The sequence below is a fragment of the Vibrio sp. R11-SG3-ISO3-SZ genome, from assembly GCF_059834345.1.
In genome coordinates, this window is record NZ_JCBDGX010000057.1 from 1 (window position 1) to 15,815 (window position 15,815).

11 protein-coding genes and 6 tRNA genes are annotated in these 15,815 nt (G+C 49.1%); 5 read left to right on the plus strand and 12 right to left on the minus strand.

Going from position 1 to position 15,815, the window contains the following annotated elements:
• Window positions 1-170 precede the first annotated feature (170 nt).
• The gene (gene cscK, locus AC6R1O_RS07780) at window positions 171-1,097 is read left to right on the plus strand and encodes a fructokinase (RefSeq protein WP_500632458.1); all 927 of its coding nucleotides are present in this window, start codon (window positions 171-173) and stop codon (window positions 1,095-1,097) included.
• A 79-nt stretch (window positions 1,098-1,176) separates the two neighbouring features.
• Here the strand turns inward: cscK and AC6R1O_RS07785 are convergent, their stop codons facing one another.
• From AC6R1O_RS07785 to AC6R1O_RS07795, 3 genes are all read right to left on the minus strand, one after another.
• The gene (locus AC6R1O_RS07785) at window positions 1,177-2,451 is read right to left on the minus strand and encodes an EAL and HDOD domain-containing protein (protein WP_500632459.1); all 1,275 of its coding nucleotides are present in this window, start codon (window positions 2,449-2,451) and stop codon (window positions 1,177-1,179) included.
• Between the two features lie 30 nt (window positions 2,452-2,481).
• Window positions 2,482-4,101: a glycoside hydrolase family 32 protein gene (locus AC6R1O_RS07790; RefSeq protein ID WP_500632460.1), complete on the minus strand. Its 1,620-nt coding sequence runs from the start codon at window positions 4,099-4,101 to the stop codon at window positions 2,482-2,484.
• Window positions 4,102-4,272: 171 nt separating this feature from the next.
• Entirely contained in the window at window positions 4,273-5,262 is a 990-nt protein-coding gene (locus AC6R1O_RS07795; RefSeq protein ID WP_500632461.1) for a LacI family DNA-binding transcriptional regulator, read from the minus strand.
• A 237-nt stretch (window positions 5,263-5,499) separates the two neighbouring features.
• Here AC6R1O_RS07795 and AC6R1O_RS07800 point away from each other — a divergent pair, with 237 nt between their 5' ends.
• Complete coding sequence (locus AC6R1O_RS07800; protein WP_500626853.1) at window positions 5,500-6,939, plus strand: sucrose-specific PTS transporter subunit IIBC; 1,440 nt, start codon at window positions 5,500-5,502, stop codon at window positions 6,937-6,939.
• A gap of 154 nt (window positions 6,940-7,093) precedes the next feature.
• Here the strand turns inward: AC6R1O_RS07800 and AC6R1O_RS07805 are convergent, their stop codons facing one another.
• The 3 genes from AC6R1O_RS07805 to pheS all read right to left on the minus strand — a co-directional run bounded on the left by AC6R1O_RS07805 (window position 7,094) and on the right by pheS (window position 11,050).
• On the minus strand, window positions 7,094-7,333 hold the full coding sequence (locus AC6R1O_RS07805; RefSeq protein ID WP_334550651.1) for a hypothetical protein: 240 nt from the start codon (window positions 7,331-7,333) through the stop codon (window positions 7,094-7,096).
• A gap of 309 nt (window positions 7,334-7,642) precedes the next feature.
• The gene (gene pheT, locus AC6R1O_RS07810) at window positions 7,643-10,048 is read right to left on the minus strand and encodes a phenylalanine--tRNA ligase subunit beta (protein ID WP_500632462.1); all 2,406 of its coding nucleotides are present in this window, start codon (window positions 10,046-10,048) and stop codon (window positions 7,643-7,645) included.
• An 18-nt stretch (window positions 10,049-10,066) separates the two neighbouring features.
• Window positions 10,067-11,050 carry a phenylalanine--tRNA ligase subunit alpha gene (gene pheS / locus AC6R1O_RS07815; RefSeq protein WP_334550655.1) on the minus strand — a complete coding sequence of 328 codons (984 nt, stop codon included), beginning with the start codon at window positions 11,048-11,050 and terminating at the stop codon, window positions 10,067-10,069.
• 241 nt (window positions 11,051-11,291) lie between these two features.
• Here pheS and AC6R1O_RS07820 point away from each other — a divergent pair, with 241 nt between their 5' ends.
• Window positions 11,292-11,810: a GNAT family N-acetyltransferase gene (locus tag AC6R1O_RS07820; protein ID WP_500632463.1), complete on the plus strand. Its 519-nt coding sequence runs from the start codon at window positions 11,292-11,294 to the stop codon at window positions 11,808-11,810.
• 28 nt (window positions 11,811-11,838) lie between these two features.
• Window positions 11,839-12,942 (plus strand): PQQ-dependent sugar dehydrogenase, encoded by a 1,104-nt coding sequence (locus tag AC6R1O_RS07825; RefSeq protein WP_500632464.1) that lies wholly within the window; start codon window positions 11,839-11,841, stop codon window positions 12,940-12,942.
• Between the two features lie 271 nt (window positions 12,943-13,213).
• Here AC6R1O_RS07825 and AC6R1O_RS07830 read toward each other — a convergent pair.
• The 6 genes from AC6R1O_RS07830 to AC6R1O_RS07855 form a co-directional block, all read right to left on the minus strand.
• Window positions 13,214-13,305 (minus strand) — tRNA-Gly (locus AC6R1O_RS07830).
• A 58-nt stretch (window positions 13,306-13,363) separates the two neighbouring features.
• Window positions 13,364-13,455 (minus strand) — tRNA-Gly (locus tag AC6R1O_RS07835).
• Window positions 13,456-13,514: 59 nt separating this feature from the next.
• A tRNA-Gly gene (locus AC6R1O_RS07840) sits at window positions 13,515-13,590 on the minus strand.
• 28 nt (window positions 13,591-13,618) lie between these two features.
• Window positions 13,619-13,705 (minus strand) — tRNA-Leu (locus AC6R1O_RS07845).
• A 78-nt stretch (window positions 13,706-13,783) separates the two neighbouring features.
• Window positions 13,784-13,859: transfer RNA gene (locus AC6R1O_RS07850), tRNA-Gly, on the minus strand.
• Window positions 13,860-13,862: 3 nt separating this feature from the next.
• Window positions 13,863-13,936 (minus strand) — tRNA-Cys (locus AC6R1O_RS07855).
• A gap of 329 nt (window positions 13,937-14,265) precedes the next feature.
• Here AC6R1O_RS07855 and AC6R1O_RS07860 point away from each other — a divergent pair.
• Window positions 14,266-15,815 (plus strand): LacI family DNA-binding transcriptional regulator (locus AC6R1O_RS07860; RefSeq protein WP_500656792.1); only part of this gene is annotated, 1,550 nt, incomplete at its 3' end.

A 15,815-nucleotide genomic window follows, 5' to 3' on the forward strand; every position in this document is an offset into this window, starting at 1 on the left:
AAATCGGTCCTTATCTTACCCCGCTGGGAAGGAAATACTATCTTTACTCTACCTGGGCCGATTTTTGTCAGAAATTAAACGATCTAAACCACAAAACAATCCGTTTAGCGTTTAGCTAAATCGATTTAGCTTTATAATAAGCCAGTATCTATTTATGCGAGGAACAGAACATGAGCATGATTTGGGTGACAGGTGACGCGGTTGTTGACCTGATTCCAGATTCCGACACCACCTACTTAAAATGCCCGGGCGGTGCACCCGCAAACGTGGCGGTTGCCATCGCAAGATTAGGCGGCAAGAGTGGATTTTTCGGCCGTGTAGGAAACGACCCACTGGGCCGATTTATGAAAGAGACCTTAACCGCAGAAAAGGTCAACACACAGGGCATGCGGCTTGATGAAGAACAGCGCACATCGACTGTCATCGTCGATCTGGACGACAGCGGTGAGCGCAGCTTCACCTTTATGGTCAAACCCAGCGCCGATCAGTTCTTGATCCCCAGCGATATTCCTGAGTTTGCTGCCGGAGATTGGCTGCATGTCTGCTCTATTGCACTGGCGAATGAGCCGAGCCGCAGTAGTACCTTGGAAGCGATGCGTCGAATTAAACAAGCCGGGGGCTATGTGAGTTTTGATCCTAACCTGCGAGAAGAAGTGTGGGCTAACCCTAGTGAGATTTTACCGGTTGTTCGCCAAGCACTTGAGCTGGCAGATGTGCTTAAGTTTTCTGACGATGAACTGATGTACCTCACACAGACCCACACACTCGATGCCGGACTAGAGGCGATTAAGGGTAACAACAACCGCTTGGTGGTCGTCACGCAAGGCGCGAAAGGTGCATTGGTGGTGTTTGAGGGAACGCAGACCCTACAAGCTGGAAAGGCGATTCAACCCATCGATACGACAGGTGCAGGCGATGCGTTCGTGGGCGGCCTGCTGGCTAAACTCTCTCAATACGATCAATGGGATAACCAAGAGGCTATTCATCATGCCGTTGAGTGGGCCAATGGCTGTGGCGCACTTGCGACAACCCAAAAAGGCGCGATGACCGCATTGCCATCCGAAAGTGCGCTACGCGATTATATCACTGCACTCTAAGCGCCTTTGATGGAGGATTCATCGCCCCGTTTGGCTCTTCTGAGCAGATGGGGCGATATAATGATCATTGATAGAAATACTAATCGGGCTGCACTGAAAGCTCATTAAGCCACATTGACGCCTCAACATTACAACCAATGATATCTTGGTCATTCACGTCTAGGGATCGACGAATCTGATCGATCTTATCCCACTCTGACGCTTCAATATATTCAAATAAATCAATTAACTGCCCCAAAGTCCCGCTTCGATAAATCAATGCTTGCTTAATGGTGCTATCTAAGTGGATATACTGCAAAGCCTCTCGCATATCTATATCGAGAATGCCATCGATCAGAGACAGCAAACCGCAAAGGTATGCAAGATTTTTTAGGCTTGATCGACGCATATAGTGCACCAACAATTCCGCCATTTTTGCTCTGTGTAATGACATGAGAAACAAAGCTTCTGGTTTGCCGGGCGCGAGTGAGGAAATCAATACGTAAGTGACAAACTTCTTCAACTTGTCTTCACCAAGATAAGCCACTGCCTGCTTCACGGATTGAATCGGCGCACGAAGCTTACAACTACCATTGATGAAATTCAGAAGTTGAAGTGATAGGACCGGATTTTTCGCCACAATTTGGCTAATTTCGTCAAAATCAATAATATCTGCAGAGAGTTTCTCAGATAATGACATCAAGTCGGTAAATGACGCGTTAATTTTTCGACTCTTTATGATTTCCGGCTTAGTAAAAAAGTAGCCTTGAAAAAGTGTGAAGCCACACGCTTTGGCCCTTTCAAATTCGTCATTTGTCTCGACCTTCTCCGCAAGAAACATGATATCGAGATGTTTTAAACCCTCAATCATTAGCGCACTTTTGGGCATGGAGGTTTGCTGAATGTCGACTTTTATAATATCGATAAGCGGGTAAAACCGTTGCCAGTTCGAATCGAAAACATGATCATCTAATGCGATGGTGTAACCTGCTTTCTTAAGCTTGCTGAGCGCTTGAAACAACGTTTCGTCGGGCTGACACTGCTCCAATACTTCCACCACTAAAGAATCGCTGGGAAAGTCAAAAGGAACACCATCTATCAAGCAACTTTGGCTGAAATTGACAAACCCTTTGTAGGATTCCAACACTCTCGCTTTGTAACTGAGGAAGTGCTCCGCAAGCAACTTTCGCGTCGCCAAAGAGGAATCCATATGCACCGGAAAACCGTTGTGCTCACCGTCGCGGTACAAAAGTTCAAAGGCATGAATCTCTCGATTACTATCTAAAATAGGCTGTCGTGCTATAAATGAGTAACTTGCGGATGCTAAACCCTGATCTTGTTTTTCCTTCGATGCGAGGTATTCCGATACTGCCATTGGTCGCCCTTTATCAACTTCGACGAACCGCTAAACAAATGGCTCCGTCGTTTGGTTCATATATCTCAGTTCAGCACGGGTTGCCGCTCCCGTGACCGAAATGCCCGTCGACTGAGCATCGACAAACACTCTTGAGGTCATCACCGCTTCACCGCTGTTAATGAATATTTCGACACTGGACGTGTCGACTAAAATCAGTAAACGAACGCTATCACTGGTCAGCGGCACTTCTCGACATTCATCTTGAGCGCGATTTTGCGTCTCACTGCGATCTAGTACCAACCGGCGGTGGTTAGCGTCTGCGGTCAAAGCTACCTTTTGCCCATGACCTTCGAAAAGGTTTAACGTCTGCCCCCATTGCAGTTCAACTTCTAGTTGATAGCTGTTTACGTCGAGACGCTGAGTTACATTAGACAATGTTAATATACTGGAGTTTATCATTAGCTGCATCAATTCTTCAACAGGCCATTGATACAATTTCCCATCCCTGTAAGTGAGCTCGCGTGGCGCCGTCAGTTGATGAACCCAACCGTGGTCACTGGATGGCTGATCCACCTCATCAGGTAAGCCCATCCAGCCACACATGACACGTCGACCATCAGGTGTTAACAACGTTTGGGGCGCATAGAAGTCAAAACCGTAATCTAGGTGTACAAAATCCTCCAACTGCAATTGCTGACCATCCCATGATGCGCGGGCAATGCCGTTATGGTGTGGAATGGTATTGAGAGGCGAGAACGATTCGATCCCCTGCGGGCCAAGTACAGCAAACGTCTCCCCACCGAGTTCAAACCAATCAGGGCACTCCCACATATAACCAAAATCGCCAAGCTCATCACCATGCAAAGCCGAGAAAGTCCAGTTGCGCAAGTCATCAGAGCGATACACCGCCAGGCGCCCCTTCAGATCGGTGGTTTGCGCACCGAGCAACATCAACCACTCCTGCTGGTGACGTATCACTTTGGGATCGCGAATATGGGCAGTCACGCCTGGTGGCAGCGAATCAATCACTGGGCCATGCTTGATGAAATGAATGCCATCGGTTGAAGTCGCAAGACACTGCGTGGTGTGCCGATCCCGCTGCTCATCAATCCGGGTGTTACCTGTGTAGAACAGCATTAATGTCTCATCATCACTCAGCGCATGACCCGAGAATACGCCATGACTGTCGAACCAATCCGATGGCGTCAATGCCACTGGCTGCCAATGCCAATTGACTAAGTCTTTACTGGTCAGGTGAGCCCAGTATTTGTCTTTGTGCACGCAACCAAACGGGTACCATTGATAGAAGAGGTGGTATTGCCCTTGATGATAAATAAAGCCATTTGGATCATTGAGAAGCCCTTGCGGCGGAGAAACGTGCCACTTAGGACGATATGAGCACGCGGCAGGCACCATGGCCTCGCTGAGCGCTAGTTGCTGACGCTTTGCTATCTTTTGCCCAAGCTGGAGAAGCTCGGCTTCTATGTCTGAGGGACGAACAAAAGTTACTTGCCATTCGTCACCGACACGGCTTATGGCCTTGAGGTCGAGTTCATCTGACAAGCAATCCCTCTCTTTCACCGCAAAGATCAACCGACTATCGGGGATTAGGACTCGAAGGAGATTTTCTTCACCGCCACACAGCGCAACGTAGTATTCTAACGACATGGCTCAACACCTAAAAATTTTGGGAACGTTTGCAAGATTAATCAAAAATGATGGTTTGAGCAAGCAATGAGTCCGTCATGAACCGCACTTCAGTGGTCCTTTTAAGGCTAAGTGCTTGATAGCATGTGTCCCAGTAGCCTAACTGAAGATAAAAATCTGAGTATCAAGGGATCAGCACGTCTCTCGATCAACCCGATCAAACGTTAATACCACTTTACTCATTTCTTGAGGTTGGCCTTCAATCAAATCGAGCAGTAGCTTGGCACCTTTTTCTCCCGCTTTATCAAAGGCATAACCAAAGGTAGATAAACTCGGTGATACCACATAGCCCAGTTCATCATTCCCCACTCCGAGCACTTTGATTTGCTCGCCAACTCGAATGCCACGCTCTTGCAAGGCCTTGATCGCGCCAACGGCAATGCGGTCCGTCGCACAAAATAGGCCATCCAATTGAGGGTATTGCTCGATAAGCGACGGGATCTGCGCATAACCCGAATCAACCGAAAACTCTCCATGACTATGGAACAGCAGAGGTTGTGCGCCGCGCATGCTTAGGGCTTGCTCTAAGCCTTGCGAACGCAAGCTATCGACAGCGATATCGGAGTCTCTTACCCCCATAAAGCCGATGTTTTTGCAGCCCACATCCAATAAGCGGTGACCCGCTTCAAAGCCCACGCGCAAATCATCGTGTACCACACTGGGTATGTTGAACAGAGAGCCATCTTGCCCGACAAGTACAACGGGAACGCGAGAGGCGCGGATAGCATCGACCAATTGCATGTCAATATGGGTCGCATAGAGCACAATACCCTCGACCCTCTTTTGATTAAACACCTGAATGTATTCAATTTCTTTTTCTGACAGCTGTTGAGAGCTCGCCAACAATACGTGTTTTCCTGCGGCATCAAACGCCGCGCTGATGCCATCAACACCGAGGGAAACAGCGTTTGATGACATACGAGGAACGATGACGCCCACCAAATTGGTTTTCTGCGATTTAAGGTCTTTGGCAACCTGATTCACCACATAACCGACCTCTTCGACTGCCTTCATCACTTTTTGCTTGGTGGCCTCTTTCACGCCATATTCATCATTAATGACTCGGGATACCGTCGATTTAGAGACGCCGGCTAACTTCGCGACGTCATGTAGGCTCGCCATCGGAATTCCTTGGGTTAACTTATTGGGATTGTTTGCAAAAATTAGCAAAAAACACCGCAAAAATCACTCTGCTCAAACGATTTAGCAAAAAATATAAACCGATCCATCTCACATAAACATCCAATATTCTTTGACTGAATAGGTTAAATCTCCAAAAATCCATATTGCAAACGTTCCCAAAGAGAACAAGCGAGAATTGTATATAATCAACAGTAACGAACCAAACTGGGGTCCGGAATGAATTATCCTAATATTGCAAAAGAGCTGCTCACGCTGCTAGGAGGCAAAGATAACCTCCAAGCACTCGCCCACTGCGCGACTCGTCTTCGCCTAGCATTGAAAGACGATTCGATAATCGATGAAGAGGCTATCGGCAATCTCGATGGCGTCAAAGGTCAGTTTAAAGTGGCAGGGCAATACCAAATTATCTTTGGCTCAGGCATCGTCAACCAAGTCTACGCAGAAATGGCGAAACTGACTGGCATGAGCGAAATGTCGACGTCGGACGTTGCCTCTGCGGGTGCACAAAAGCAGAACATCGTCCAACGCGCTGTTAAGGGGCTATCGGACATTTTTGTCCCTATCATCCCTGCCATTGTGGCGGGAGGTCTGTTGATGGGTCTGTTTAATGTGCTGACCGCGACGGGTCTGTTCATTGAAGGACAGTCACTCATTGACGCAAACCCAGGCCTCGCCGATCTTGCAAGTATGATCAACACTTTCGCCAATGCGCCTTTCGTTTACTTGCCAGTTCTTCTCGCTTTCTCTGCCAGTAAGAAATTTGGTGGTAACCCCTTCTTAGGCGCAGCACTGGGTATGTTGATGGTCCACCCAGATTTGCTCAATGGTTGGGGTTTTGGCGGCGCGAGCGTTGCGGGTACGATTCCGACTTGGAACATTTTTGGCTTTGAGATTCAGAAAGTCGGCTATCAAGGTTCGGTTCTGCCTGTACTCGTGTCAGCGTTCATCTTAGCGAAAGTCGAAAATGGCCTACGCTCGTTTATCCCATCTGTGTTGGATAACTTACTGACACCCATGCTCGCAATCTTCATTACGGGCTTCCTGACGTTCACACTCGTTGGACCCATTACCCGCGATATCGGCTTCTTGCTCGGTGATGGCCTCAACTGGCTCTACGACTCGGCTGGCTTTATTGGCGGCGCGCTGTTTGGTTTTATTTACGCGCCGTTTGTTATCACCGGCATGCACCACAGCTTTATCGCTATTGAAACTCAACTATTGGCAGACATCGCTGTGACCGGTGGTACCTTCATCTTCCCGATTGCGGCAATGTCGAACGTCGCACAAGGTGCAGCGGCACTAGCGGTCGGCATCACCACCAAAGAGACAAAACTGAAAGGTATCGCAATGCCATCTGGTATCACAGCTCTGCTCGGTATTACCGAACCTGCAATGTTTGGTGTGAACCTCAAGCTACGCTACCCCTTCATCGCTGCCATCATTGGCGCAGCGGCGGCGAGTGCGTTTGTCACCTTATTCAATGTGAAAGCACAAGCATTGGGCGCAGCAGGACTACCGGGCATTATCTCAATCACCCCTGATAAGATTGGATACTATGTCGCCGGCATGGCTATCTCATTCGCTGTCGCCTTTGGTTTGACATTGGTACTCGGTGCGCGAGACAAAGCCAAAGCGGTGGCCACCGCGACGGCCTAACCTACCCCCGCAGTCAAAACATGTTTTTGACGCCGAGCCTCGCCTGAGCGGGGCTCTTTTTTGTTAGTTGAAAGTCTTAAAGAACAAAAAACGCCCCATATCATTGATAATGGGGCGTTTTGCTTTTTCAGTTGTGACCTATAGCCACACGAAATTAAGCGCTGATAGGGTATGCGTTGTCAAAGTTCTTACGGATAAACAATGCATGGCAATAACTTTGAAAGCCAAAACTGCAATAAATCGGGCGCTTGAATTCGTTGCACCAACGAATCCAAACATTGGTCTCTGTGCCTTGATTGTCCACCACGCCATCCCAAAGGAGCGTCTGAGAATTTTCTTGAGTTGGGGTGCAAGCTAACCCCAACTGATCTAATGCTGTAAAAAACTTTTCCACAACTAACCCTTAATATTCAATTATCTGTATCTATTTCTGTCTTATCACCTTGGTGCAAACGTTTGCTTTTTTGGGCAAAACTATTGCGTAACCGATCTCATCGATACGCAACAACACACTTGGGGGGAGTGATAGTGTAACCTTCACTGAAGCACGAAACTCACGCTCAGCACACATATTTTGTCATACTATACAACATTATTGACAGTAATTTTTTCTGCTTCCGTTGAGATGCAGAGCGATAGAGATAAAAAAGCCCGAAGCGAAGAAGTCGCTTCGGGCTCTCTATTATTCAGTCAATATGGACAATTAATCGCGCAAGCTCGCGCCAAACTTGTCCGAGATGTGCGCGACGATGGCGTCAACCGCACCGGCGATGTCCGCATCTTCGAGCGTACGCTCAACCGACTGCAAGGTCAGAGCGATGGCTAGGCTCTTCTTGCCTTCTTCAACGCCTTTACCAACGTAAACATCGAACAGTTTCGCGCCTTTCAAGAACTCACCACCTTGCTCTAGACATGCTGCAACGATGTCGCCAGAAGCGACGGCTTCGTCAACAACGACCGCGATGTCACGACGGTTTGATGGGAACTTAGAAAGCGCTACCGCTTCTGGAATCACTTTGGTGTTGATTGCAGACCATTCCACTTCGAATACGATAGTACGGCCGTTTAGACCAAACTTACGCTCTAGCTCTGGGTGAACGGTACCAATCACACCAACTTGCTTGCCATCAACGATGATAGCTGCGGATTGACCAGGGTGAAGCGCTGGGTTCGCAGCTTTATCTTCTGCAGAAAGCGCTGCGAAAGAGTAAGCGGCTTCGTTTGCTGTTAGCTCAAGCACCGCTTCTAAATCACCTTTCAGGTCAAAGAAATCAACCGTGTTGGTTTCGATGTCCCAGTGCTCTTCGCTGCGAGTACCTGCAATAACACCAGCAAGCATTGGCTCTTGGCGCATACCGTTTTCAGCAGACTCACAAGGGATAAAACGTAGGCCGTATTCGAATAGACGAACACGTGGCTGTTGACGCTTTTGGTTGTGAACCACAGTGTTGAGCAGGCCTTGAATTAAACCAAGACGCATTGCTGACATATCCGCAGAGATTGGGAATGGCAGGATGAGTGGCTCAACACCCGGAACGATCAGTTTTTGCTGCTCAGGCTCAACGAAGCTGTAAGTGATCGCTTCTTGGTAACCACGGTCAACAAGTAAGTTACGAACGCGTTTTAGCGGAATGTTCGCTTCAACGTGGTCGTGCATCTTGAGTGCTGCGGCTGGGTTTTGGTTAGGGATGTTATCGTAACCGTAGATACGACCGACTTCTTCAATTAGGTCTTGCTCGATAGCGATATCAAAACGCCATGTCGGTGCTGTTGCTGTCCAACCTGCGTCTGTTGTTTCAACCACTAAGCCAAGACGCTCTAGGATTTCAACAACATCGCTATCAGCAATGTGGTGACCTAGTAGGCTGTCTAGCTTAGTGCGACGTAGAGCTACTGTGTTTGCTTTTGGTAGGTCAGCTTCTGACTCTACAGCAACAACAGGTGCGACTTCACCGCCACAGATCTCAACAAGAAGTTCTGTTGCACGCTCCATTGCGCTAGCTTGTAGTGCGAAATCCACACCACGCTCAAAACGCATGGAAGAATCCGTGTGTAGACCGTAGCTACGCGCGCGGCCACGGATGTGGTCTGGTGAAAAGAATGCACACTCAAGTAGTACGTCTTTAGTCTCAGTCGTTACACCAGACTCTTCACCGCCAAAGATACCCGCAATAGCTAGAGCTTTGTTGTGGTCTGCAACCACTAGCGTATCTGCGTTTAGCTCAGCTTCGCTGCCGTCTAGAAGAGTAAGCTTTTCGCCTTGCTCTGCCATACGAACCACGATGCCACCTTCAATCTTAGCAAGATCGAATGCGTGCATTGGCTGGCCTTGCTCTAGCAGAACAAAGTTAGTGATGTCGACCACAGGGTCGATAGAGCGAATACCGCAGCGACGCAGTTTTTCTTGCATCCAAAGCGGCGTTTCAGCCTGAACGTTAACGTTTTTAACCACACGGCCAAGGTAGCGTGGACACGCCGCCGGCGCTTTCACTTCGATAGAGACTTGATCATCGATAACAGGAGCCACTGGGTTCACCGCTGGCTCAGTTACGTCAGCGCGGTTGAGAACGCCCACTTCACGTGCCATACCACGGATACTGAAACAGTCCGCACGGTTCGCCGTTAGGTCTACGTCAACGGTTACATCGTCAAGACCTAGGAACTCGCGGAAATCAGTACCGATGACTGCGTCTTCTGCTAGCTCCATGATGCCATCAGATTCAACATCAATACCGAGCTCAGAGAATGAACACAGCATGCCGTGTGATGGTTGACCACGCAGCTTGGCTTTTTTGATTTTGAAATCGCCCGGTAGCACAGCGCCAACCGTTGCGACAGCCACTTTGATACCTTGGCGACAGTTCGACGCGCCACACACGATGTCTAGCAGCTCTTCTGCACCAACATCGACTTTAGTCACACGCAGTTTGTCCGCATCTGGATGCTGACCACATTCGACCACTTTACCCACTTTTACGCCAGTAAACTCGCCAGCGACAGGTAGCACGTCATCGACTTCTAGGCCGGCCATAGTAATTTGGTGAGTAAGTTCATCAGTCGAGACTGAAGGGTTTACCCACTCACGAAGCCATGATTCGCTAAATTTCATAGTGATGTATCCCCTGGATTACTTGAACTGTTTAAGGAAACGAAGATCGTTCTCAAAGAACGCACGCAAGTCGTTGACGCCGTAGCGCAGCATAGTCAAACGCTCGACACCCATACCAAATGCAAATCCAGAGTATTTCTCCGCATCGATACCAACGCTGCGAAGTACGTTCGGGTGAACCATGCCACAACCGAGAACTTCCAACCATTTGCCATTTTTGCCCATTACATCCACTTCCGCTGAAGGCTCAGTAAATGGGAAGTAAGATGGACGGAAACGTACCTGAACCTCTTCTTCGAAGAAGTTGCATAGGAAGTCGTGCAGGATGCCTTTTAACTGAGCAAAGTTGACGTTTTCATCCACCAGCATGCCTTCCACTTGGTGGAACATTGGCGTGTGCGTTTGGTCATAGTCATTACGGTAAACACGGCCAGGTGCAATGAAACGGAAAGGAGGCTGACCGTTTTCCATTGTACGAATCTGTACACCCGATGTGTGAGTACGCAGCATCAAATCAGGATTGAAGAAGAAGGTGTCGTGATCCGTACGTGCTGGGTGATCCTCTGCAATGTTCAAGGCATCAAAGTTGTGGAAAGCGTCTTCAATTTCAGGACCAGACTCAACATTGAATCCTAGCTCACCAAAGAACTGCTCGATACGCTCAACCGTACGAGTCACCGGGTGCAAACCACCGTTTTCGATGCGACGACCAGGCAGTGTCACGTCGATGGTTTCAGCAGCCAGTTTCTCTTCTAGCTCTGCGCGTTGAAGGGCATCTTTACGCGCCGCGATAGCTTGTTGAACCACACCTTTCGCTTTGTTGATCTCTTGACCCGCTTCGCGACGTTCTTCCGGTGGCAGTTTACCTAGGCTTTGAAGTTGAGCCGTCAGCTCACCTTTTTTTCCTAGGTATTGAACACGCACTTCATCAAGTGCGACGAGCGATGTCGCAGCATCAATGGCTGCGTTCGCATTAGCAATGATCTCTTGTAGATGTTGCATCGTTTCCTCATTACCCTATGCCGGTCAATCACAACCGCCATAAGTGGTAGTGTCCATAAGGTTCCCAAAAGGGATTGTGGGCATTTTCAAATAGCTGTACATAGTAACGAATGCCAAGGTCAAATCCAAACCGAAATCGTGATAATTACTGCCTTTGAATGAAAATTCGCCCCAAGCCTTGATAAAACTCTATTTAGGCCTATCGTAGGTAACACAAATTTAAACGGACAAGGAATCAGAATTGGACACACCGAGCTATACCAGCACTCCAGACCATACCATCACCCCAATCACAGCAGAACATAACGATGCAATCTGCCATATTATCAAACGTGTCGGGCAAGAGTTCGGCGCCATTGGGGAAGGCTTTGGCCCTTCCGATGCCGAAGTGCTCGCCATGAGTGAGCACTACCGACCGAGCGAACGCAGCCTCTACTTGGTTGCTGTCTTGGATGGCAAAGTCGTTGGTGGGTGTGGTTTGGCGCCGTTTGGCCAATCCGCTACGCGCTGTGAACTGAAGAAATTGTTTCTTTTGCCTGAAACTCGCGGTCTCGGAATCGGCAAAGCGTTGGCGTTGCAATGTTTGGCGTTCGCTCAATCCGCCGGATTTGAAGAGTGCTATCTCGACACACTCGCAAGCATGACGCAAGCCATCGCTCTGTATGAATCCTTAGGCTTTACACACTTATCCGAGCCAATGGACGAAACAGAGCACAACGGCTGCGACGTATGGATGCTAAAATCATTCATAACGGACTAGTTTTCGGCTCTAACTCAGAGGACGATGTATGACCAAGCTATTTCTCACGCGCGCTTTTTTAATCTGTACACTTGCTTCACTGAACGTCACTTACGCCACTGCGCAAGCGCCAGAGAACGAGTGGCAAGCCAATCTTATCGTCTCCGGGCTCAATGTCCCTTGGGGAATCGCCGCTGTCGATGACACCACCTTACTTATCAGCCAGAGAAATGGCGAAATCGGTCAAGTGAATCTCAACACTCAGCGCTACACGCCCATCCATCAAGTTAGCGATGTGGCGGTGTCGGGGCAAGGTGGATTGTTGGATGTCGCCCGTTCACCTTTCGAGAGCGATCGCTACTACTTTACCTTCACTAAGCGTGTCGGCGATGCGCTTGAAACCGCACTGGCAACTGCAGCGATTCAAGCGGGTAAACTCAGCCAGTGGCGTGAACTGCTCGTGACAACATCTGGCTCTGATACCGGTCGCCATTTTGGCAGCCGGATTACCTTTGATGACCAATACCTTTACCTCTCCGTCGGCGACCGTGGTGAGCGGCCCAATGGTCAAGATCGTTCCACGCATGCAGGTTCGATATTAAGGCTTCATCCCGGTGGTACAGCCCCAAGAGACAACCCTTTTGTTACCGAGAAGGACGCGCAAGCAGAAATTTGGAGCTATGGTCACCGAAATCCCCAAGGACTGTTTTACGACGGCCCGAGTCAAACACTTTGGTCTATAGAGCATGGGCCACGCGGCGGCGATGAAATCAATCTGATAGAAAAAGGCGCGAATTATGGTTGGCCTATCACATCGCACGGCAAAGAGTATTGGGGGCCGCTTGCGGTAGGTGAAGCTGAAGAAGCGCCCGGCGTGACGTCTCCCCGAAAAGTGTATGTCCCGTCTATCGCACCTGGCTCGTTAGTGCTGTATCGCGGCGAGGCCTTTCCTGAGCTGGATGGCAAACTTCTCGCTGGGGCGCTAAAACTCACCCATATCAACGTCTTGACCTTGCAAAACAACAACATTATCGAAGAGACGCGCTTACTGGAGCCTTTAGGTGAACGTATTCGAGATATCGAAGTGCTCCCCAACGGAGGCATCGTGTTTAGTACAGACAGCGGAAAACTGTTTCAACTGACTAAGCCTTAGAGCGCTGGGTGCCTGCGCCGCAGCTAAATCGGCTACAAGTTAAGACGGTGATAATATTCACTGGCAAGGACGATCACCAAAAACCAAAAAGCCCCAGCATTTCTGCTAGGGCTTATAATTCGGAGCGACACACGAGGTTCGCATTCTTTTGAACATCAGCGTGACCTCAACCTTGGCAAGGTTGCGCTCTGCCAATTGATGCTACTATTCACTGGCATGGACGTTCACCAAAAACCAAAAAGCCCCAGCATTTCTGCTAGGGCTCATAATTTGGAGCGACACACGAGGTTCGCTTTCTTTTGAACATCAGCGTGACCTCAACCTTGGCAAGGTTGCACTCTACCAATTGATGCCACTATGCACTGACACAGACGATCACCAAAACCAAAAAGCCCCAGCATTTCTGCTAGGGCTTGCAATTTGGGGCGACACACGAGGTTCGCTTTCTTTTGAACATCAGCGTGACCTCAACCTTGGTAAGGTTGCGCTCTGCCAATTGATGCCACTATTCACTGGCATGGACATTCACCAAAAACCAAAAAGCCCCAGCATTTCTGCTAGGGCTTGCAATTTGGAGCGACACACGAGGTTCGAACTCGTGACCTCAACCTTGGCAAGGTTGCGCTCTACCAACTGAGCTAGTGTCGCATAGGTTTGCTAATAACTTAGCGTTAGATGGTGCCCCGGGCCGGACTTGAACCGGCACAGCGCGAACGCCGAGGGATTTTAAATCCCTTGTGTCTACCAATTCCACCACCAGGGCACACAAATCTAAATTTGTGATGCCGTTACGGAAACGTAACACACCATCTAGATATCGAATTATCGCTATCTGAAAATTTGGAGCGACACACGAGGTTCGAACTCGTGACCTCAACCTTGGCAAGGTTGCGCTCTACCAACTGAGCTAGTGTCGCAAATGGAGGCGCGTCCCGGAGTCGAACCGAGGTCCACGGATTTGCAATCCGCTGCATAGCCACTCTGCCAACGCGCCTTCGTTGCACCAAGTTAAGCTGCTTGTTTGCTGCCTTCCTCTTGGGTACGGGATGCATTCTACGGATTCGAACTTGTTCGTCAACACTAATTTTTATTTTTTGAATCGTTTGTCTAATTTACCGCCAAAACTTTCAAAATTAACTATTTTCTGTTCAATTTCCGCCAATTCTTCACCTTGTTTCTGTCTGTTTCGTTGTCAATCAGATCGACACCAACTGTGCGCTAGGCCCCGTACCCTCTTGCACAGAGCGTGAGCCAAGAAACAAAATCTTGCTTTGCTGCTCGTTCGGCACTGAGTTCTATATAGAATGAAGTTCTAAAAAGAATATGGCGGAGAGACAAGCCCCAATGCAGCAACCAGACAACCTTATTCCAACGCGACCGACGCTGGGTATCATCATGCCGGTGCTGAGTGGATTTTACATGGGTGAGATAAACGCGACCCTCAGGCAGCTTGCCTTTGAGAACAATATCAACCTGATGTTTATTCGCAGTGGCGATCATCCAGAGTTCGATTTACCCGTCGGTTTTCAGCATTTAGATGGCCTCATTGTATTGCTCGGTTGCGCCAGTGAACGTTTGGTTGAACAAGCCCTCTCTCTCAACATTCCCGTCCTTTCAATGGGTGGGCATTATTCATTGGACGTTGAACAGTTTTTTAGCGACCAAGCTCAGGGAATCACCGCCCTCTACCAGCATCTCACCTCACTTGGTCACCGCCAGATAGGCTTTTGTGGCGATTTTACCGTTGATGACATTCGACAACGTTTCTCTGCCTATAAAACCATCCAACAGGCCTATGGTCACCCTGCCAGTCAAGCGATGATCTTCGAGGTCAACAACTGCTCGCTGGCCGGCGGCCGTGAAGCAGCGGTGCTTTATCAACAGCGCCAATCACCATGTAGCGCGATTATTTGTGCCACTGACCACAATGCGATAGGAATGATAGAACAGCTTGAACACAAGGGCCTAAAGGTACCACAGGACATCGCGGTGGTTGGCGTAGACAATGTCTTTCTTGGCGACCACACTACCCCGCCGCTCACCACTGTCGACCAAAGGCTTGAGACGCTCACTCGAGATGTCTTCTTTCGTGCCCTTAAGCGGATGCAAGGTGCACCCTATTCAAGAATCAGCACATCGCTCGAGCAACAGTTGATTGTGCGGCGCTCTTGTGGCACTAAGCCTCGTAAAGGTCTCAAAGCCATCGACCCCACCCTCGGCTCCCCGATTCGCCAAGCTTTACTCACCAATGAAGGGCGATCGTCGTTTGAGATTTTCGAAAACTTTTATTCCCTCGCTCAAGAGGGCTTTTCTGCCATATTAGATGCCCAGAGTATCTATAACAGTCCGCTCGCTTGGGCATGTTTAGCCACAGGGCGTCATGGTGAGTACCACGTCGACAGTTGGGCTGAGAAAGGGATGACACATCCTAGTACGTTGGATAGTCAACATCGTATCAGCGACGGGATCGAGAGTTTTCCGTTTATCCAACACGATACCCACTACATTGCCACCATCATTCCGATCGCCACCGGAACCCAGCAGCAGTGGAAACTGGTGTCCGTTGTGGACGCCATCAGTGACGAAGTCAACATTCACTCGATGGCGATGTTCAATAACTATTTAGATATGCTGGCGCTGTTTATCGAGCGTGACGCACTGATTGCCACCAGCAAACATAACGAGCAACAATCACAGCAACTGCTAGAACAACTCGAAGTGGTGTCCAATAGCTCAAACGATGGTATTTGGGAGTGGGACATCGCCGCTAACCATTTTCGCCTCAATGGTCGTTTACTGGCGATGGTGGGTATAGAGAGCAGCCGAACCAGCGGCGTCTACCCTCTCGAACAGGTCATCGAGTTAGCTCACCA

Coding starts and splice junctions, on each gene's coding strand:
- AC6R1O_RS07790 (WP_500632460.1), bottom strand. CDS start 4,101: ATGTCGTTAGAATACTACGTTGCGCTGTGTGGCGGTGAAGAAAATCTC.
- AC6R1O_RS07785 (WP_500632459.1), bottom strand. CDS start 2,451: ATGGCAGTATCGGAATACCTCGCATCGAAGGAAAAACAAGATCAGGGT.
- AC6R1O_RS07825 (WP_500632464.1), top strand. CDS start 11,839: ATGACCAAGCTATTTCTCACGCGCGCTTTTTTAATCTGTACACTTGCT.
- pheS (WP_334550655.1), bottom strand. CDS start 11,050: ATGCAACATCTACAAGAGATCATTGCTAATGCGAACGCAGCCATTGAT.
- cscK (WP_500632458.1), top strand. CDS start 171: ATGAGCATGATTTGGGTGACAGGTGACGCGGTTGTTGACCTGATTCCA.
- AC6R1O_RS07800 (WP_500626853.1), top strand. CDS start 5,500: ATGAATTATCCTAATATTGCAAAAGAGCTGCTCACGCTGCTAGGAGGC.
- AC6R1O_RS07795 (WP_500632461.1), bottom strand. CDS start 5,262: ATGGCGAGCCTACATGACGTCGCGAAGTTAGCCGGCGTCTCTAAATCG.
- pheT (WP_500632462.1), bottom strand. CDS start 10,048: ATGAAATTTAGCGAATCATGGCTTCGTGAGTGGGTAAACCCTTCAGTC.